The 20908-nt window shown below is 37.1% G+C and carries 15 protein-coding genes and 1 tRNA gene; 10 read left to right on the top strand and 6 right to left on the bottom strand.

Annotation, left to right across the window (positions count from 1 at the left end):
• The first annotated feature begins 262 nt into the window (after positions 1–262).
• Positions 263–4288 carry a hybrid sensor histidine kinase/response regulator transcription factor gene (locus tag G525_RS0110635; RefSeq protein WP_027126162.1) on the top strand — a complete coding sequence of 1342 codons (4026 nt, stop codon included), beginning with the start codon at positions 263–265 and terminating at the stop codon, positions 4286–4288.
• Between the two features lie 214 nt (positions 4289–4502).
• Here G525_RS0110635 and G525_RS22270 read toward each other — a convergent pair whose 3' ends face one another.
• Positions 4503–4682, bottom strand: coding sequence for a hypothetical protein (locus G525_RS22270; protein WP_157491920.1), 180 nt, complete (start codon positions 4680–4682; stop codon positions 4503–4505).
• Between the two features lie 145 nt (positions 4683–4827).
• On the opposite strand from G525_RS22270, the gene G525_RS20720 reads away from it, so the two are divergent.
• Together G525_RS20720 and G525_RS0110625 are read left to right on the top strand one after the other, a co-directional pair.
• The gene (locus tag G525_RS20720) at positions 4828–5076 is read left to right on the top strand and encodes an ISAon1 family transposase N-terminal region protein (protein WP_342662755.1); all 249 of its coding nucleotides are present in this window, start codon (positions 4828–4830) and stop codon (positions 5074–5076) included.
• 130 nt (positions 5077–5206) lie between these two features.
• Positions 5207–6160 (top strand): ISAon1 family transposase, encoded by a 954-nt coding sequence (locus G525_RS0110625; protein ID WP_027126161.1) that lies wholly within the window; start codon positions 5207–5209, stop codon positions 6158–6160.
• Positions 6161–6730: 570 nt separating this feature from the next.
• On the opposite strand, the gene G525_RS0110615 is transcribed toward G525_RS0110625, so the two are convergent.
• The 3 genes from G525_RS0110615 to G525_RS0110605 all read right to left on the bottom strand — a co-directional run bounded on the left by G525_RS0110615 (position 6731) and on the right by G525_RS0110605 (position 10353).
• Positions 6731–6804: transfer RNA gene (locus G525_RS0110615), tRNA-Asn, on the bottom strand.
• A gap of 191 nt (positions 6805–6995) precedes the next feature.
• Positions 6996–8342, bottom strand: a complete 1347-nt coding sequence (gene rseP, locus G525_RS0110610) for an RIP metalloprotease RseP (protein ID WP_027126159.1) — start codon at positions 8340–8342, stop codon at positions 6996–6998.
• A 79-nt stretch (positions 8343–8421) separates the two neighbouring features.
• A complete protein-coding gene (locus G525_RS0110605; protein WP_035479484.1) occupies positions 8422–10353 on the bottom strand; it encodes a M1 family metallopeptidase in 1932 nt (643 codons plus the stop codon).
• A 95-nt stretch (positions 10354–10448) separates the two neighbouring features.
• On the opposite strand from G525_RS0110605, the gene G525_RS0110600 reads away from it, so the two are divergent.
• From G525_RS0110600 to G525_RS20710, 4 genes are all read left to right on the top strand, one after another.
• Entirely contained in the window at positions 10449–11117 is a 669-nt protein-coding gene (locus G525_RS0110600; RefSeq protein WP_027126157.1) for an SCO family protein, read from the top strand.
• A 295-nt stretch (positions 11118–11412) separates the two neighbouring features.
• Positions 11413–11640 carry a FeoA family protein gene (locus tag G525_RS0110595; protein WP_027126156.1) on the top strand — a complete coding sequence of 76 codons (228 nt, stop codon included), beginning with the start codon at positions 11413–11415 and terminating at the stop codon, positions 11638–11640.
• On the top strand, positions 11641–13740 hold the full coding sequence (gene feoB / locus G525_RS0110590) for a ferrous iron transport protein B (RefSeq protein WP_027126155.1): 2100 nt from the start codon (positions 11641–11643) through the stop codon (positions 13738–13740).
• Positions 13741–14331: 591 nt separating this feature from the next.
• A complete protein-coding gene (locus tag G525_RS20710) occupies positions 14332–14577 on the top strand; it encodes a type II toxin-antitoxin system RelE/ParE family toxin (protein WP_245577771.1) in 246 nt (81 codons plus the stop codon).
• Between the two features lie 123 nt (positions 14578–14700).
• On the opposite strand, the gene G525_RS0110570 is transcribed toward G525_RS20710, so the two are convergent.
• Positions 14701–16725 carry a S9 family peptidase gene (locus G525_RS0110570; RefSeq protein WP_027126154.1) on the bottom strand — a complete coding sequence of 675 codons (2025 nt, stop codon included), beginning with the start codon at positions 16723–16725 and terminating at the stop codon, positions 14701–14703.
• A 100-nt stretch (positions 16726–16825) separates the two neighbouring features.
• Positions 16826–17479 (bottom strand): metal-dependent transcriptional regulator, encoded by a 654-nt coding sequence (locus G525_RS0110565; protein WP_027126153.1) that lies wholly within the window; start codon positions 17477–17479, stop codon positions 16826–16828.
• Positions 17480–17583: 104 nt separating this feature from the next.
• Here G525_RS0110565 and G525_RS0110560 point away from each other — a divergent pair, with 104 nt between their 5' ends.
• Genes G525_RS0110560 through G525_RS0110550 form a run of 3 tightly spaced genes read left to right on the top strand, consistent with a single transcriptional unit; the run spans position 17584 to position 20467 of the window.
• On the top strand, positions 17584–18804 hold the full coding sequence (locus G525_RS0110560) for a di-heme oxidoredictase family protein (RefSeq protein ID WP_027126152.1): 1221 nt from the start codon (positions 17584–17586) through the stop codon (positions 18802–18804).
• Between the two features lie 3 nt (positions 18805–18807).
• Positions 18808–19248, top strand: a complete 441-nt coding sequence (locus G525_RS0110555; protein WP_027126151.1) for a Rieske (2Fe-2S) protein — start codon at positions 18808–18810, stop codon at positions 19246–19248.
• Positions 19217–20467 carry a porin gene (locus G525_RS0110550; RefSeq protein ID WP_035479480.1) on the top strand — a complete coding sequence of 417 codons (1251 nt, stop codon included), beginning with the start codon at positions 19217–19219 and terminating at the stop codon, positions 20465–20467. The genes G525_RS0110555 and G525_RS0110550 overlap by 32 nt, the downstream gene beginning before the upstream one ends.
• The last annotated feature ends 441 nt before the right edge of the window (positions 20468–20908 follow it).

Below are 20908 nucleotides of genomic sequence, written 5' to 3'. Positions count from 1 at the left end.
TTTACAGCATTTAGTTAACTGAATTATTCCCAAACCTACGTGTACCAGGCTTTGAGATAAAGGACTTCTTTTTAAAGATATACTATAGTAGGCCAACCCTAGTTCTTGTCATCTCCTCTTAAAGAGCTTTTTAACCAATGAATTTTCAAAAGGAATTCTTTAATGGATTTAATAACTAATTTGACCACATTTTTTATGTAACTTCGATTTTGGAGCTTAACCATATCCGTTTTGTCTGTTTCTCAATAATGGAAAACAAATTATGATCATCAAAAATCAAATTTTTATCCTTTTCCTGTTTATCTGTCATGTACTCTTCGGTTTTCAAATAAACCAGAATATCACATTATCTTCTTTAAATCTGGAACAAGGACTAACTCAAAATTATATTACCTGCACCATTCAAGATTCAGAAGGTTTTATGTGGATAGGAACGAGAAATGGACTTTATAAATATGATGGCTATAACTTTATTCAAATCCCTTTAGTCAATAAGTATTATGGCTATAATGAAATAAGAACCTTATATCAGGATAAAGAAAACAACATTTGGATAGGAACAAATAATGGCCCTGTTTTATATAATTTCCATTCTGGTGAAATTTCTTCCAACCCCATCCCCAAAATAACAAAAGGTAAATTCATTACTAGCTTTTTTAGTGACGATGCCAACATTATTTATATGGGAACAACAGATGGAGATTTAATTCGGTACCAAAAAGACCCAGATGAAATTCGCAGGTACAACTTACCCAACTACAGTTCAATTTCTAGTATTATCCCCCTTAACGAGCACGAGTTACTAATAAGCTACAAGTTTGGAGGAGTACTCACTTTCCATCTTAAAAATGAAGAGTTTTTCATCCCTAATACATTAAAAGAATTATCTGGCATTAGTATTAACAAGATGACTCTTTTAAACTCTGGAACAGTTGTTTTGGCAACAGATAACGGAATTTATTTTTGGAGAACCGCTGGAAATCTTTTGAAAATACAGAAACAAAACTCACTACGCAATTCTAAATCATTAAACTCTGTAATATCAATTTTCGAAATGGATCATCAAAAAATTTGGTTCGGCACTGATGGTTACGGTCTTTTTGAATATGATATCTTAACTGGAGAACTTTACGACGTTGAATTTGGTGATGACATAACGCTAAGCGCAGTTACCTCTATTTACAAGTCGGAGGACCAATCTCTCTGGATTGGAACGGTCAATCAAGGACTAAAATTATCGAATCCTCATAAAAGCCATTTCAACCACTGGACTTATGAAAAAGGAAATGCAACTGGTTTAAGCAGCAATTCTGTTTTAGGCATATCTGAAATCAATAACGGAGGGATTGTATTAGCCTTAGATGGTGGAGGAATGAATTTATATAATCCTAAATCCAAACAATTTAATTTTTATTTTGAAGAGTCAGAAAATCTAAAAATCAATAATGCCGTTCATTTTGACAAAGAGAAGCGTTTATGGTTGGGTACTTTAAATCATGGGAGTCAAACTCTTAAACTTAATGATCACAAAACCCTGAAATCACTTGACATCTCCTCCCCTAATCGACTTAACCATGCAACAATAAAATGTTTTTTAGAAGATAAGGAGGGCAAAATTTGGATCGGTAGTGCTAATAAAGGCATCTATATATTCAACTCCAAATCCAATAAAATATCTGAGTTTAAACCAGAACATTACATCAATTCCTTACAAATCAGTAGTATCTATCAAACTAATGATGCGATAATTTGGATAGCAAGCTATTCCGGCTTATACGCCTACAATCCTATAGACGATACTATTGTTGAAAAATTAGACACTAATGATCTATCTATGAGACAGCTAACTTCCATTATAGAATCTGACGAAAACAATTTGTGGGTAGCCTCAAAAAATGGACTCTATCATTTAAAACGAGATGAGGATAAAACAACATTGTATACAACTAAAAATGGGTTATCGAGTAACGTTGTGAATTCACTTTTATTGGAATCCTCTAGTCATCTCTGGATGGGAACCGATAGAGGATTATCCCAATTAGCAATTGAAACCAGAGAATTTCGAAATTTTGGTAAAGAAGACGGAATCGTAGGATTAGAATTTAATGAAGCGGCCGCACTTAAAAGCTCCAATGGCATATTATATTTTGGAAACACTCATGGAGTATATTATTTTAAACCTGATGAAATAAAAATCAATCCGATTCCACCCAAAATAATAATTACAGAATTCGATCTCTACGATAGAAAGAAAGTTGAACACACTTCCGTTATCCCTCATCCTATTAATCAACTGGATGAGATAAAACTAAAGCATGATCAAAATTTCTTTACATTCCATTTTACTGGAATAAATTTTACGAACGCCGCAAAAAATGAGTACTCATATAGATTAGTAGGAGTTGACGAGCAATGGATTAATTCAAATAAGGAAAGAAAGGCACCTTATACCAATATACCCCCAGGAGATTATGAATTTCAGATAAAGGCCAGTAATAATGACGGGCTATGGAATTCACATATCAAAACCATCAAAGTTTTGGTTGCTTCACCATGGTGGGCTACCATTTGGGTTAAATCAATTTTCATCCTTCTTTTCACAACAATTTTAATTTTTATAAACATTTATATACTTAAGAAAATTAAGTTAAAAGAAGCATTTAAAGCTGAGCGTTTAGAAAAAAACAATCAAATTTTATTAAATGAATTTAAGACCAAATTTTTTACGAATTTGACTCATGAGTTAAAAACCCCATTAACTATGATTATAAGTTCATTAGGAAAAATCATCAATGCAACGCCTCCAAATTATGAGTTTTACAATCAACTGTTATCTATACAACGAAATTCCAATAATTTGACGAAATTAATTAATGAATGGTTTGATTATAGAAAAATAAAATTAGAAAAAACCAAATTAAATATGTGTGAGAAGGATTTTAGAAAGTTTTCAAAAGATATTGTCCATACCTTTACAGACCTTGCGGAGGATAAATCAATCTCCATAAATTTTCATTCTAAAAATGATACAATTCCCTCCTATATAGATCCCGTTGAAATGGAAAAAGTTATTTCCAACCTTATTTCAAATGCAATTAAGTACTCAGATGATAACAGCATCATAAACATTGAAACTGGAATTTTTAATCAGACGGACACTAAAATGGATTTGATCTATTTTACTGTCACAGATAACGGGAAGGGAATTTTATGGGAGAAACAAGACCATATCTTTGAAAGATTTTATGATTTTGATGAAGATCCAACTATTAGCACAGGCATAGGATTATCACTTTCCAATGAGATTGTGGAAATGCATCATGGGAAATTAGAATTCCGCTCTACTCCGGGAAAGGGCAGCATCTTTTCAGTATTTCTGCCTGTAGGAAATGACCATTTTACTACTGATCAATTAAAGTCTTTCAAGACAGCGTCTTCTAAGGCATTACAAACAATGAAGCCTAAGGAAAGCTTTACCAATCCTGATTTAGATAAAAATAAACCGGTTGAACAGTATGGAGATTATACCATATTAATTGTTGAAGATGAACCCGAAATTAGGATATTTATTGAAACTGAGCTATCTGAATCTTTTAAAGTAATCACCGCAAAAAATGGAGAAGAGGGGCTTGAAATCGCAATTAAAAATAGTCCAGACCTGATACTTTCAGATATATTAATGCCAAAGCTTTCAGGGCTCGAATTTTGCCGAAAAATAAAGAACAATATTTCTACCAGCCACATTCCATTTATTTTATTAACAGCTCTGTCAGATGAGGAGACGCAAATTAACGGCCTGAATTATGGCGCAGAGGATTACATCACTAAACCTTTTAATATCAACACCTTAATTCAAAAGGTAAAATCGATATTAGAAAATAGGAAAATTGCGCTCCGCAAATATAAAATAGAAAGAACTATGGAGCCGAAGGATCTCGCTCGATCGAATCCAGATAAGGACTTTTTGGAGAAAGTCGTACAAGTCATTCAACATAACATATCGGATTCAAACTTTACAATTGATCATTTAGTGCAAGATTTAGGAATGAGTCGAACACCATTTTTTAAAAAAATAAAAAGTCTAACCAGTCTTACACCAAATGAATTCATAAAAACAGTGCGACTCCGTAACGCTGCTGAACTGTTAATTACTTCAGATTTGAATGTCTCTGAAATAAGTTATGAAATAGGCTTTCTCTCAACAAAACATTTTAGTAGTTTATTTAAGAAACAATTTAAGGATACTCCGTCAAATTATAGAGCGAAAAACCAACTTGGTTTAAAATAAACCATAAGTACTTTGATATCCTGCAACAAATCCACAACGTTTTCTTGCTCATTCATAATCTTTATATTTAAGAATTAATAATGAGTAAAAAGCCCTTTACTTTGATTGTACAGGGCAAACATATGACGATAGATGCAGTAAAAACAAAAGGGAAATCACGATTGCTTTAAGATTGTTCTAAGTTTTCTTTATAAGAAGGGGAGTTGTGTAAATGTTAGGTAATACCTAAGGCTTTTGAGACGTCCTTTCGCACGTCATCGTAACTGCCTTCATGGGTAGCGGAGCACCATTTGGAATAACTTGAGAGAAGTGTACTTGAGTTGATTTCGGAATTTTGAAATGTGAAACGCTCTGAGATAAGCATGTTCAAGGACTCCTTGGGCTTTGTGTCCATCCGAAAGATGCCACCGCGAACAATGAGATCCAGAAAAGTAAATAAAAAACGAATGTTTCCGGTTTGTTTGTTCTTTGGGATTTCGGGTCAATACAAAAAGTTGTGGAGTAACTAGAAATAAAAGACCTTTGGAACAAAAATTTCTATGCTTTCAGATTCATTATTATCCATAGCGAATTTATTGCTTCCCGAAGTTCTTGTTTCCTATTTTGATTTAAAAAAGCACGAGATCAAAGGTGAAGAGCTCCACTTTTACTTTACCGAGCAAAACAAGGCTCCCGATGGACATGATAGTACGAAGCTCCATTCCAAGGGCTTCTTTCCAGAGGCTACGGTTCAAGATTTTCCCATACGGGGCAAGAATGTTTTTCTGCACATCATACGGCGCAGATAGGTTGATCAGGACACAGGCGCATTAATCACAAGAGATTGGGAGTTGGTAGCAAAAGGAACTAGGATCACTAGTGAGTTTGCTACTTTTTTAAAAGAGATCCGTCAGTAATAATGCTACGAGCACATCGGTTGTGGCACAATTTTATGGCGTAAGTCCCAGAAGCCTGCAGAGACAGTACAAAGATTATCTGAGCGATTTTAAGACCTGGGACCAAAAGGGGCATGCCAAGCAATGGCTCCTGTTTCCAAAAAATCTGGGAAGCTATCTTTCAATCGACGAGACTGCCTTTTCCAACGGCGAACTCTACACCATAGTAACCAATAAAGGAGCCAAGGGAAAGAAGGGCGCTATAGTAGCCATGGTCAAGGGTACCAAGGCAGAGGATGTGATAAGGATACTGCAACAGATCCCTTTAAAGCAAAGACGAACGGTCAAGGAGGTCACTTTGGATATGGCAGGGAACATGGGGCTAATCGTTAGAAGGTCCTTCCCGGAAGCCACCTTGGTCATAGATCGTTTCCACGTTCAGAAACTGGTATTGGAGGCACTGCAGGAAATCAGGATCAAGCACAGATGGGAAGCGCTCGATACTGAAAATGACGCCATAGAAAATGCCAGAAGCAAATCTATAAAATACACGCCAGAGTTATTGCCCAATGAAGATTCGCTCAAACAATTATTGGCTAGAAGCAGATATCTACTGTATAAACCAAGTAGTAAATGGACTGAAAATCAATCTAAAAGAGCAGCAATACTTTTTGAACGTTATCCCGATCTGGAAAAAGCATATAAACTATGTCAGAACCTATCTTGGATATTCAACAATACAAAGGACAAAACATCGGCGCTTATAAGATTGGCAAAATGGGACGAAAAAGTCAGACAGGCGGCATTCAAAAGCTTCAGCACCATATCCAGAACAATGTCCATCCATTATCAAAACATATTGAACTACTTTGATAACAGAAGCACCAATGCCTCAGCAGAATCTTTCAATGCCAAGATAAAAGCATTTAGAGCACAGTTCAGGGGTGTCAGGAACGTAGAATTCTTCCTATATAGACTCACTACAATTTTTGCATAATCTTAAAATCCCACAAGTTTTTGACTTGATCCGGGATTTCCCTGATGACGATTTTTTGCTCAGCGGGCAGTCCGTTGCTCAACCTAAGAAGATTCTCGACATCATTAGCATCAAAACCAAAAAAAACAGTATCAATACTGGATGGGGGTAACTGCAAAAAAGAAAAACCCTGAATATTTTTTTTGCATAGTTCCTCGGACTTGAACCAAGTAATCACGAGCAATAAGGACAAACAGAATAGTAGCGAAACGAAAATGTAGCTTGCTACAATTTGTGTTATCAAGTAATTGATACTTGAAATTAAAAAATAACAGGTCAGCGGCAGGATGCCGAAAATGCAGATTATCAAGAAAGAAAGTCTATTGGTAGTCAAAGCGCCGTGCTTTAACCACAACAGTTTTAGCTCTCTTCTACTTTGATACAGCCAACTTGCAAATATCTCACCTAATCGTTCCACATCTTAAAGATAAGAATAAATGAAAACAAAAGAAGACAAATTGTTGTACAGATGTTGTACAGGTGTAAAAAACAAAAGCCACTCAATTTTTTGAATGGCTTTGTCTCACTACGCTCCTCTTCTTGGGCTCGAACCAAGGACCCTCTGATTAACAGTCAGATGCTCTAACCAACTGAGCTAAAGAGGAAGGTTAATTATGTATTTTTAAGCTTTTCGTATATTCGATAAAACTTTTGCTTTTTTCTTAAAGAACGTTTCTCGTGGCTTTCACATCCCTATATCTCTCGAGATTTTTAAAAGCGAAGGGTTTAAAACCCTATTTTGAGGATGCAAATATATTGTTATTTTTGAATTGAACAAAACTATTTTCAAAAATTTTTAATCGGTTATTGCTTTAAAAATATCATTCCCATTGGCGAACAATACTAACATGATGAGAATCACGAACCCAACTACTTGAGCGCCCTCCAAAAACTTTTCGGTTGGCTTACGTCCTGAAATTATTTCATAGAGTAAAAAAGTCACGTGACCACCATCTAATGCCGGGATTGGTAATAAATTTAATACCCCCAACATAATGGAAAGGAACGCTGTAATGCTCCAAAAATATTCCCAGCTCCAAACACTTGGAAACACATCATAAATGGCTTTAAAACCACCAACTTCTTTGTAGGCGCCTGTGCTCGGTGTAAAGATGGCTTTGAATTGTTTGAAATAAGACAATACTTTGTCTTTGGTTTTGACCAATCCTACCGGGATGGCTTCCAAAAAGCCATATTTTTTTATTTCAAATTTATAGTAGCCTAACTCACCCAAAGTTTTAGGAGTTGCGCCCGTTAGATACACTAAACCTAACTTACCATCTTCATTAATAGTTAAAGGCGTGGTAAATGTATTCTTGTCTCTTAAAACTGTCGCAGTCACAACCTGTCCTTTATAGTGATCTAAAGCGGTTATCACTTCGTCTGTGTATTTGGTTTGAGTATCCCCAAAAGCAGTAATGATGTCACCTTTTTTAAGTCCTGCCGACTTATTAAAAGAAGAGTCAGGAACTTCATTGATGATAAAAGGCATTCTTAAACTCACAAACCTTTTTTCTTTGGCATCACTGATTTGGGAAAGAAAATCTTGAGGCAGCTCAATCTTGGATTGCACGCCGTCGCGTTCAATGGTCACTTGCTGGCCAAATAGGATATGCTCGTAAATTTGCATGAAATCCTCAATTACAAAGTCATCCACAGCAACGATTTTATCGCCGGTTTTAATTCCAGCATCGTTTAATACGGTGCTTTCGATAAGTACGCCATCAGGAATGTTTTTGTTTGGTAAAATCTCGTCACCATAATAGTAACTCATTCCAATATAAATAACAATAGCCAATAGAAAATTGACCGTCACTCCACCCAACATGATAATCAAACGTTGCCAGGCTGGTTTAGCACGAAACTCCCAAGGTTGTGGCGGTAATGCCATTTGTTCCTTATCCATGCTTTCATCAATCATTCCTGCTATTTTGACATAGCCACCAAGTGGTAGCCATCCAATTCCATAGACCGTATCGCCTATTTTTTTCTTAAACAAGCTGTATTTGATATCAAAAAACAGATAGAATTTTTCTACACGTGTCTTAAATAATCTTGCGGGTATAAAATGCCCTAGTTCGTGCAACACGATAAGTAGGGATAAACTCAATAAAAATTGAGAAATTTTAATTACAAACTCCATTGATCTCTTTTCAAAAAAAATTATAAGGCACAAAAGTAGTCTTTTAACCCCATTTAGAAAACATAAACGATTCTATTCGCTAGTTTTTTAACAGCATTTTGGTAATGTTGCCAAGGTTGGTTTGGAGTTCTACAAAAATCAAACCAGATGAAAAAGAAGTCAGGTCAATATGAGGCGTCCATCCTGAAGAATAGAGGAGTTGGCCAATCAAATTGTAAACCTTAATGCAATCGATAGTGAAAGACTCTGATTTTTTTATACTAAAACTTCGTGAAGTTGGATTGGGATAGAGTAAAATTTCCGTATCTAAAATGTTTTGATCGGAAGTAGATAGGACCACATTATCTTTTGAAATAATATCAAAGTCCGGATTGATGAGCACTTCAGTAACCGGAAAAGACACCTTTTTGGTAAAGCTTTCCTGATTGTTGTTATGGTCTAATAGTAGATCTAATGTTTTTCCCGAAGTGCCGATGAGTCTCACAGGAACATTCGCTTCAAAAAAAGATACGGAGGTGTGACTTTGGGTTTGGGTAAGATTAATTGTTATTTGTGTGGGATTGGGTTGATGCCACTCCAAGGTATAGGAGGGGTAGCCTTGGCCAAAGAGCCAATCTTTAAAAAACTCAGATAAATTCTGATTGCTGCTAGCTTCCATAAGAGTGATAAAATCTTCTGATTTTGCATAACCATAGGCGTGCGCAGGATTATTGAGATAATTTTGAAGACCTTTAAAAAATTCACTATCGCCCAGTTTTTTTCTGAGCATATGCAAAACCATGGCCGCTTTATTGTAGGATAAACGCTGATTGAAGACTCTATTGACATTCAAGGTATCGGCATCTGTTAGGTAGACTGAGCCATCAGGGTATGAGGTAACTGAAGCTATAGTTTGCTTCTTCCAATTTTTAAATTGTGCATTCCCATCTAAATTTTCAATTACGAGTCCTGACATGTACGTGGCAAATCCTTCATTAAGCCAAATGTCTTTCCAACTGCCACAGGTCACTTTATTGCCAAACCATTGATGGCCCAGTTCGTGAGCAATTAAATTCCGCCCAAAACTGCCCATAAACGAAACGGTCGTATGTTCCATCCCGCCACCCCAACCAAATTGCGCATGACCATATTTTTCATCTGCATAGGGATATTCACCAAATAAGCTTGAGTATAGATTCATGATTGCTACGGTAACTGGTGTTTGCGTTTGTATGGTTGCTAAATTTTCTGGATAAACATAATTGATAATCTCAAAGGGATTACCATTATTAGGAACAGTATCAGCATACACGGCGTAATTCGTGACTGCAATGGCTACCAAATATGCCGGAATAGGATAATTATGTCTAAAATGAGTGGTTTTACTGCTGCCAATATTTACCTGTGATTGTTCAAGACCATTTGAAACGGCCACATACGTATCGCCATTAGGGTTGTTAATAGGGGTTGTAAGGTACACATCAATACTATCAATTTTATCGATCAAATCTTGTTTACACGGCCACCAACCTTTTGCGCCATAAGGTTCGGAAAGGGTCCATAATATAGGATTTCCATTATGGGTATTGACTTCAAAAGATCCGAAACCAGAACTTACGGGATTCCCGGAATAGGTGATGGTCAAGGAATCTAAAACACCTATATTCTGTTGTTGAGGTAATTTAATGACCACTTCATCAGTATTATTTTGTGCAAATTCTAGCGGATTTCCACGTTGTAACACTTGAGACACAATCATGTTAGCAGATAAATCAAAAGTAATTTGATCTAGTGGCGACTTTGCTTCAAAATAAGTGGTGACATGTCCTGAAATTTGCGCCACTGACGGATTTACCTCAAGTTCAAGACGGTGATATTTTACATCATAATTACCAGTATTGGCATTGGATTGAAATTGCATTCGGCTCAAAGCCGATTTCGCCTCTGCTTCTTGAAGGGTGTTCATTTGATGGTCTTGCGCAGATAACAACGAAAAAATCGGTAAAAAAACTGAAAGCAGAACCTTTTTCATAAAGCGCAATTTTGGATTAAAAATAGCGCTTTTGAAGCTTATCTATTGTATTTTTGCATACAAATCTTATCAAACATCTTCAAAATTACTTTATAATGTTATCTTTTTTTAAAGAATATAAGTTTTTCGCCATCTTTCTGTTCTTCTTGTCTGCAATCATTGTGACTATAATGTATAATGTGCTGACTCCTAAAAAAGTACTGCCCGTTTATCAACCGTCCATGGTGAATTTTGAGATGGTGGATAGTACCCTCCAATACCAAAGCAAATATCATAAGATTGCAGATTTTAGCCTGATCAATCAAAATGGTGAGACGGTTACGCAGCAAAATTATGAGGATAAAATTTATGTGGCGGATTTCTTTTTTACAACTTGCCAAACCATTTGCCCGATCATGACCGATCATATGGTTCAAATCCAAAAAGCAACTTCAAAGGATGATGATGTTATGTTGCTGTCCTATTCGGTAACTCCAGGTATTGATGATGTAGCGCAATTAAAGCGTTATGCGATCGAAAAAGGAGTGAATGATGAAAAGTGGAATTTAGTTACAGGCGATAAAAAACAGATCTATGAACTGGCCAGAAAAAGTTATTTAGCAGTCAAAACTGACGGTAATGGTGATCAATATGATATGATCCATACTGAAAATTTTATGTTGATTGATAAAAAGCGACAAATCCGTGGGTATTATGATGGCACTGAACCTGATGATATTGAAAAATTGTTAGAGGATATTAAAGTGCTTAAGGGAGAGGGGTAGGTTGATGATTACGATTTTTAATTGATGATTTACGATTCAAGAAACCTTTAGAAGCTCTAAGTTTTAACCTTTAATAGCGAATAATACATAGCGAATATTAAGGTTTGGGCCTGACCGTATTCAAAATTTTTAAACTCACAATCATTTTCCACAAAATTACCCTAAATCCCTAATGCCAGATTCCTAATCCCTCTCTACACGCTCCAAACTTCGATTCCTAAACTTTATCCTCTAAATTTTGAACCTAAAATTAATTTCGCTTACTTTTGCTTCTTTAAAATCAATCTAAATAAGCTTGCAAGTTACAGTCGCACATTTAAAGAAAGGGCAACGCGGTATCATTACTGACGTTTCATCGATTTACATTCCATTGAAACTTTTGGAAATGGGCTGTTTGCCAGGTAATTATGTAGAGCTTGTACAGGTTGCGTATTTTTCTGATCCCATGTATCTCAACATCAATGGCACCCATTTAGCCATTAGAAAGGAGACTGCACTTCACATTTTAATAGAGATCTTATAAATGAGTAAACAGATTAATGTTGCCTTAATAGGAAATCCAAATACAGGTAAAACCTCAGTTTTTAACGCACTCACCGGGTTGAACCAAAAAGTGGGGAACTATCCAGGAATTACCGTTGAGAAAAAGGAGGGCATCTGTAAATTGGAACGTGGCGTAAAAGCGCATATCATTGATTTACCGGGTACTTACAGTTTGAACGCCTCATCTTTAGATGAAAACGTGGTAATAGAATTGCTACTTAACAAAAACGACAAGGATTTTCCAGATGTTGCGGTTGTAGTAAGTGATGTTGAAAATCTGAAGCGAAATTTACTCCTCTTTACCCAAATTAAAGATTTAGAAATCCCTACCATTTTGGCCATCAACATGGCGGATAGAATGAGTTATAAGGGTATTACTTTAGATATTCCGCATTTAGAAAAACAACTGAACACCAAAATTGCCTTAGTTAGTACCAGAAAAAATACGGGGATTGATGAATTGAAGGAATTAATAACCAATTATCGGGAATTATCCACAACACCATGCATGAATGCTTTTGAAATTGATAAGGAGTATTTTGATAATTTGGCCAGCGTTTTCCCTAATCAATTGTTGTATAAACTTTGGCTCGTTATTACACAAGATGTTAATTTTGGAAAGGTCGATAGAAATGAAATTGAAGGCGTTGCCAGTTTTAAGATCAAAAGTAAGGCCGATTTAAAACGTCTTCAGCAAAAGGAAACCATTAAGCGCTATCAATTTATAAACGATACGCTTAAAAAAGGTCAAGTTATCGATTTAAGTACTGCCAAAGATCTTCGTATCAGGTTAGATCGGATTTTGACCCATAAAATTTGGGGTTATGTGATTTTCTTTCTCATTTTATTGACCATTTTTCAAGCCATTTATGATTGGTCCAGCGTGCCAATGGATTTTATCGATTCTACATTTGCATCTTTGAGCGAATGGACCAAAAATGCGCTTCCTGCAGGAACCTTTACTAATTTGTTGTCTGAAGGAATCATTCCAGGATTGGGAGGAATAGTCATTTTTATACCTCAAATTGCCTTCTTGTTCCTGTTTATTTCAGTGCTTGAAGAAAGTGGATATATGAGCCGTGTAGTCTTTTTAATGGATCGCGGGATGCGGCGTTTTGGATTAAGCGGAAAAAGTGTGGTGCCTTTAATTTCTGGAACTGCCTGTGCCATTCCAGCAATTATGGCCACGAGAAATATTGAAAGTTGGAAAGAGCGTTTAATTACCATTTTGGTCACACCATTTACAACCTGTTCCGCAAGGTTGCCTGTGTATTTGATTATCATTTCCTTGGTCATTCCGGACGGACGTTTTCTAGGTTTGGGCTATCAAGCAATGACCTTGATGCTTTTATATCTTATTGGATTTGGTGCGGCTTTGGGATCGGCTATGATTTTGAATAAGATTCTTAAGTACAAATCTAAGACTTTCTTTGTGGTTGAAATGCCAAATTATAAGTTACCATTACTCAAAAATGTGGTTTTAACTGTGATTGAAAAAACCAAAGCTTTCGTTTTTGGTGCAGGAAAAATCATATTGGCAATTTCCATTATCCTATGGTTTTTAGCCTCGTATGGTCCTGGTGATGGTTTCAATAACGCTGAAGAAATTGTCAAGAAGGAATATGCTGATCAAAACCTTAGCGATGAAGAGTTGCACGAACACGTGGCTTCACAGAAATTAGAGCATTCCTTTTTGGGGATTACAGGTCATGCTATTGAACCTGCCATCAGACCGTTGGGTTATGATTGGAAAATTGGTATTGCACTTGTGAGTTCTTTCGCTGCCCGTGAGGTGTTTGTTGGCACCTTGGCCACCATATACAGTGTAGGCAGTGATGATGAAGAAACCATTAAAAACAGAATGGCAGGAGAGGTGAATCCTATTTTGGGAGGCCCCTTGTTTAATTTTGCTTCAGGTATTTCGTTGTTGCTATTTTATGCCTTTGCGATGCAGTGTATGAGTACTTTAGCCATTGTGCAGCGTGAAACCAATTCATGGAAATGGCCCATATGGCAGCTTGTAATCATGAGCGCTTTTGCGTATATTGTAGCATTGATTGCATTTCAGCTCTTGAAGTAGATGGATGACGGGAGACGGGAGACGGAAGAAGGAAGATTGAGAATTTAAGATTGAAGAATGGGCGGTTGACCGAGGACTGATGACGAGAATTAGAACTTTGAAAAGTACTTAACCATTGTTAAAAGCACTTTTATGTAGAAATAAACAATCTTTTAAACGCGACTGAAGACTGAATACTAAAATAATGAACGACACCATTCAAAATATATTAGCTTTTTTAGCCCTGGGGCTGGCCTTAAGTTTCTTGGTCAAGAAATTCTTTTGGAAAAAATCAAAAAAGAAAAAAGCTTTTGGTGATGCCCATAATTGTGATAGTTGCCATTAGGTTTAAACATTTATAACTTGTTAAAATTATATTGAATAGCAACAGTCAAAATTTCATAAATAGTATAAAAGATTTCATTAACAATGAGAAATCTTACTTTTGGAGTGAGTTGACTGAAAGAGAAAAAATAGAAATTAAACAAGGAATCAATCAATTAAAAGAAGGAAAAAGGGCTTCATTCAAAGATGTTCTTAAAAAAAATTCTTAGTGAAATTTTTCTTATCCTTGCTTGCCGAATCTAAACTGATAAACTGAATGATTATTTATTGGAAGAATGGGGCGATGAAGTGAAGGAAACGTTTTTGAACAAATTCAAGCAGAAAATTGATCAAATATCTACTCAGCCAGAAAATTGTCCTAAGTCAGAAGAGTTTGGCGGAATATATAAATGTGTTGTTACTAAACAAACCACATTTTTTGATCAAGTTAATCCTACATTGGACGAAATTGAAATCATTACTTTATTTGATACAAGGCAAGATCCAAATAGCTTGAAAAAAGATATCCTATAATTTCAATTTCTTTAATAATGATCTAAATTTCTATTTGAAGAAGGCTGGATTTCTAATTTTTATGAAAATCAATTAAAATTTAAAATTTTGGATCGAATCTTAGTTTTTAAGGGTTTCCAATACTTATTTATACTTCTCAAACCAAGCCAAAATATGCGCCACCTTGTTAATTAAATTGCTCGGTCTTTGGGCAATATTATGATAGGCTTCTGGTATTTCTACCAGAACCGTTTCTATTTTTCTTAACTTCAAGGCGTGGTATAGTTGTTTTGCTTCACTTGGTGGTGTTCTTAAATCATTCATTCCTACCATCACCATGGTTGGGGTTTCTATATTGCCCACCAATGAAATGGGCGAAAACCTCCAATAGGTTTCAAAATTCTCCCAAGGTTGGCCTTCGTAACGGGAGTGTGCATAGCCATAATAATTATCCGCCACTAAGGTTTTACTGATCCAATTGACTACGGGTTTTACCACTGCAGCAGCTTTAAAGCGATGGTTCTTTCCGATCATCCAAGTTGTCATAATGCCGCCGGCACTGCCGCCTGTTACGTATAACTTGTCGTTATCTGCAATCCCTTTTTCAACTAAATAATCCACGCCATCCATAACGTCATTATAATCCTGCCCTGGATAATTGTTTTTTAATAAATTCCCAAATTCTTCACCGTAGCTTGTGCTTCCTCTCGGATTTGGATAAAATACCACATAACCTGCCGCAGCAAATAGCTGGATTTCGGCAGTAAATCGGTCGCCATAATTCAAAATCGGTCCGCCATGGTTTTCTACCACCAACGGATATTTTTTAGACGCATCATAAAATGGAGGCTTGACGATCCAACCTTGAATATCCCTGCCGTCACAAGTTGAGGTATACCATACCTCCTCCGTTTTGCCCAATTCACGATAACTAAGGATATCGTTGTTCAAATTGGTGATTAATGCCGCTTCCTTTTTATTTTGGATAACAGCCAATTCCGCAGGATATTCCGGTCGAGATTGTGTATATACCAAGGTCCCATTTTCCGACACGGAATAAGATCCGGAGGCATAGGGTCTTCCAATCGTTGTTCCACCAACATGATCAGCCAATTTTGAAATTTTTCCCGATGTGGTGATATATCCTATTTTAGAATTTCCTTTTTCGTCATATATGAAATACAGGCCTTTCCCGCTCGAGTCCCAAATAATTTCCGAAACACTGGTGTCTAAATTTGATGAAATAATTCGTTTGTTACTGCCATCGCTATTCATTAAGTGTAATAGCGTGTTTTGGTGATCCTGCATGCGGTCTTCATATCCTAAATAGGCAATCATTTTTCCATCAGGTGATACTTGCGGTGAGTGGTCCGGTCCGTCTTGTGTCGTCAAGGCCGTAATTATTTTGGTGTCCACATTTACTTTATATATTTCGCTATTTCTAAATCTATATTCCCAATCTTCAAATCGGTTGGAGGAAAAATAAATCTCTTTCCCATTTGGAGAAAACGAGAGATTGCCACGGTGGTTATAATTGTCACTGGTCAATTGTCTGGCTGTGCCACCTTCCGCAGGGATTATAAAAACATGGGTAAATCCGGTTTCTATATAACCACTGCCATCGGCCTCATGTTTGAGTCGGTCCGTAATTCGGGCAGGCTCCGCCCATTTGGCGCCCTTTGGTTTTTCGGGTAATTTCGCCACAACCGGTGGTTTTTCTGAAATAAACATCGTAAAAGCAATGGATCTGCCATCAGGCGACCAAGTTAGTGAGCTTGGCGATTTTTCCAATTGTGAAATTTTCGCAATTTGACCCGTCGCATTCCAATACATATAGATTTCCGATCCTTTCTCCGTGGTGCTGGTAAAGACAATACGATCTCCGGTTGGTGACCAACTTGCTTGGGATTCGCCAACTTCACGTGACGTCAATTTACGGTGAGATGTGCCATCAGCATTGATAATCCAAAGATTACCATGGGCATTGTCTTTCATGATGTCAAAGCCATTCCTTTTATAAATAACCTGCGTCCCGTCTGGAGAAATTTGCGGATCAGTTGCCCACTCCAATGCAAAAACATCCATCGGTTGGAAGGGCAGCTTTTGCGTTTGGCCCACTAAAAAATGAAAACTAAAAAGACCTACTAAAAGACTTAAGAAGCGCATCATAAAAAGAAAATTTAATTCAAAAGGCTCAAGTTACTGAATTTAAAAGTATAGCAAAGAAAAATGAAGTTGTGATAGTTTAACAGGGAGAAGATGATAGATGCTAAACGGTCTTTAAGAACAAGTTTTTGGCAACATTTTCTGAAACTACCAACTCAACATCGTCAAATTTTATTTTCACAGAATTATCGAAAGGTTCTTTATGGATAATTTTCATTGTGGTACCAAGCCCGATGTGATTGGCGTCTAAGTATTTCAAAAAATCGCTGGAACTATCATGAACACCCACACAAACGTAAACCAGACCTTCTTGGGCATCTGTAAGACTTGTTTTGTCGATGGTTTCAAAATTCCCGTATTTATCCGGAATGGGATCGCCATGCGGATCGACTTTTGGAAAATCCAAAAACTCATCCAACTTATCCGTTAACTTTTCTGATTTGATATGCTCTAATTGCTCGGCCACATCATGCACTTCATCCCAGGAAAAATTGAGCTTTTCCAATAGAAAGACTTCCCAAAGACGATGCTTACGAACCACCTTGACGGCGTGCGCATGACCTTTCTTTGAAAGCGTCACACCTTGGTATGGAATGTAGGAAACCATATTTTTCTCTGCCAATTTTTTTATCATGTCTGTAACAGAAGAGGCTTTGGTTTGCATTTCTTCAGCTAATGCGTTGGTTGAAACCTCATTGGACGATTGGTTTTCCAAGTGATAAATAGCTTTAAGGTAATTTTCTTCAGCGAGAGTCATACAAAATATTATTATCTACAAATATAAATTTTTTTTAGACAAAAAGATTATTTAGTTTTGTCTAAATATTTAATTTGACAAACTTCAATATATTTTTAGCTGATATGAAAAACAAAATATTACTTTATATTTTTATGACCACCACACTTTCTGTGATCCTATTGTCGTGCGAAAGTCTCAACGATATCTATGCTCCGCGTGAGCCAGAAGAACACGACCTTCTTGATGGTCCCATTGAAGGACTAACGAGCGCACAGCAAATTCAACACCTGAATGGCGATTTAGCCTTTACGGATGAAGTGTTTACCGCGGCCAAAGGCTTAGGACCTGTTTTTGTTGGAAACAGATGCGCATCTTGCCATGAAGGGGATGGGAAGGGGCATCCTTTTAACGGTTTTATCAGATTTGGTAAAAGTGATAGCTTAAACAATCCCTACGCGAATTTTGGTGATGGTCGAAATCAATTACAGAATAAGGCCATTCCAGGATATGCGCCGCAAGTGCTTCCTAAAGGTGCGCCTTACAGTTTGCTGATTGCTCCTGCTGTTACTGGTTTGGGATATTTGGATGCTGTAAGTGATGCCGATATTTTAGCAATGGCAGATCCTGATGATCTTGATGGTGATGGCATTAGTGGTCGACCACAATACGACTATCCTCCTGAGTATGTCACTTTAAGGCCCAATAGCATTCCAAAAGGAGATAAATATATCTTCCGATTTGGAAAAAAAGCAGTCACCTATGATTTGCTTCATCAAACTGCTGATGCCTATAATCAGGATATGGGTATCGTGTCTGCTTATCAGCCCAATGAGCCTTATGATGGATTGCCAAATGATCCTGAAGTGTCCGACAAGACCATTGGAGACGTGGTGTTTTACTTAAAGACCTTAAAAGCGCCTATTCAAAGAAATCAAGACGACCCAAAAGTCATCGCAGGAAAGGGCATTTTCAATCAGATACAATGTGCGGCTTGCCACGTCCCTACCCTTAAAACCAGCTATTCACCTATAGAAACGCTTTCCTACAAAGAGTTTCATCCATATACTGATCTGTTATTGCATGATATGGGGCCTGATCTTGATGATGGCTATACGGAAAGTTATGCCCTAACTTCTGAATTTCGTACCCCAGCCCTTTGGGGGCTTGGATTGTCCAAAGATTCGCAAGGCGGAGAGGTGTTTTTAATGCATGATGGTCGCGCCAGAAGCATTGAAGAAGCCATAATTCTTCATGGAGGAGAAGCTGAAAACTCTAAAAATAAGTATGTCAATCTTTCTGTTCTTGAGCAAGAACAATTGTTGGCGTTTCTAAATTCACTCTAAACAATGGAAAGAAAAGAATTTCTTAAAACCTGTGGTTTTGGTCTTGTAGGATTGCCCTTTGCTGCGAGCCTTTTACACTCTTGTGGTGGCATTCACTATGCCGTGGCAAATGAAAATAATGGTATGATTTCGATTGCCAAATCTCAATTTGTTATCCATCCGGAAAAACCTGATAAACTTCGGAATTTCGTGATGGTGCAATCCAGCCGCTACAAATTTCCCTTATGCCTATATCGAACCGACAAGGAGAATTATGTGGCTTCTTTGATGCGCTGTACGCACAGAGGCTGCGAACTGAATGTAGGCGGTGGCATATACAGTTGTCCTTGCCACGGCAGCGAATTCACAAATGACGGGACTATGATGACGGGACCAGCAGACGAAAATTTAAAAACTTTTACAACCACCACTGATGCAGAAAATATTACCATCCACTTATCTTAAAACTTCATTTTTTATAGCAGCGTTCTTACTGATTAATTATGGACTCTCAGCTCAGGATTTAAAATTCAAAAGAACCGTATCTGACACCACCAGCCATATGCTAAGTATGGATGCTAATTACAACCGGCCTTCTTTCCAGATTGGAAATACCGGTGTGGCCATTGGAGGGTACTTTGAGGCTAACTCGATATACGCTGTAGAGGATGGCATCACTGATGGCTTGTCTTTTCAGTCTCCGCGCATGTCGCTCTTGCTTTCTGGATCTATCTCTAAACGGATTAAATTTTTGTCAGAAATTGAATTTGAAGAAGGCGGCAAGGAAATCGCGATAGAGTATGCGGCTATTGACATTGCATTTGATCCTTTAGTGAACTTAAGAGCCGGTATAATTGTTAATCCAATTGGTTCTTTCAATCAAAACCACGATGGCCCAAAATATGAATTTGTAGAACGTCCCAATGAAGCCGTAGATTTATTGCCTGGTACGTTTTCAAATGTAGGTTTCGGATTTTACGGTAAAACCTATAAAGGAAATTGGATTTTCGGATATGAGGCCTATCTCTCAAATGGGTTTGATACGTCCATTATCGATAATGAGAGTGATCGTACCTCGCTACCCGAATCTAAGGAAAATCCAAATCGTTTTACTGAAAATTTTAGCGGACAACCATTGGTCACAACCAAGCTTGCCATAGGTAACAAAAAGCTTGGAGAAGTAGGTCTTTCGTATATGGGTGGTCAATATAACAAACTTGAGGATGACGGTTTTGAACTAGATACCAAAGCGCGACGTGTCGATGTGGTTGCTTTTGATTTCAATACAGTTATTAACCTAACGGGTACAGCTATAATGGGAGAAGCGGCTTACGTATGGGTGGATGTGCCAGACACTTATACCCAACAATTTGGAAACAGGCAATGGGGTTGGTTTATGGATATTGTGCAACCTATTGTCAAGCGAAAAATTTTAGAGTGGGAGGATGCCACCTTTAATTTTGCGGCGCGTTTGGATTATGTCGATTTCAATGAAGGGAAATTCACCCAAACAGGTGGGGAAATAGGAGACCATATGTTTGCGATCACTCCTGCAATCAGCTTTCGTCCAACCGCTCAAACGGTATTGCGTCTCAACTATCGTTATCAATGTCAAACCGATATTTTAAAAAATCCAAGCGTTCAAACCGCAACTTGGTTTTTCGGGATCAGTTCTTATTTCTAATGACTTTAAGTGAGTATTTATTCTGCAACAGGTTTGGTTTTTTAATAGCCATAGAAAATCTGACCTGTTGTTCACTTAAATAGAATCCGTCCAAAATTAATCTTAATCAAAGAAAAGGCATTGTTAAACGCAATTATCGTCAGAAGCTTTTAAAATAAATTTGGAAATTTTCCTGCCAATCATTTAGGTGCTTCACAATTCAGTATCAATAGAATTTTAATTATTCGTGTTCGATAAAAAACCAATTTATAACAAAAGTTTTCACAGGGTTCTCAAAAATGATACCTGACTTTTTAGAACCTATTGCTATTAACCAATTTTAGTGTAAACACGAGGCGGTTGTCGATTAGTTGCAATCAAGTCTTTGTTCGTTATTCAAAAAGCGGAGCGGTCTTGATTCTTTATCAGACAACAATGAATTTTCATATGGCAGATCTGAAA

Source organism: Gelidibacter mesophilus DSM 14095 (genome assembly GCF_000423005.1).
GTDB lineage: Bacteria > Bacteroidota > Bacteroidia > Flavobacteriales > Flavobacteriaceae > Gelidibacter > Gelidibacter mesophilus.
This window is presented reverse-complemented; position numbering and strand designations above follow the sequence as displayed.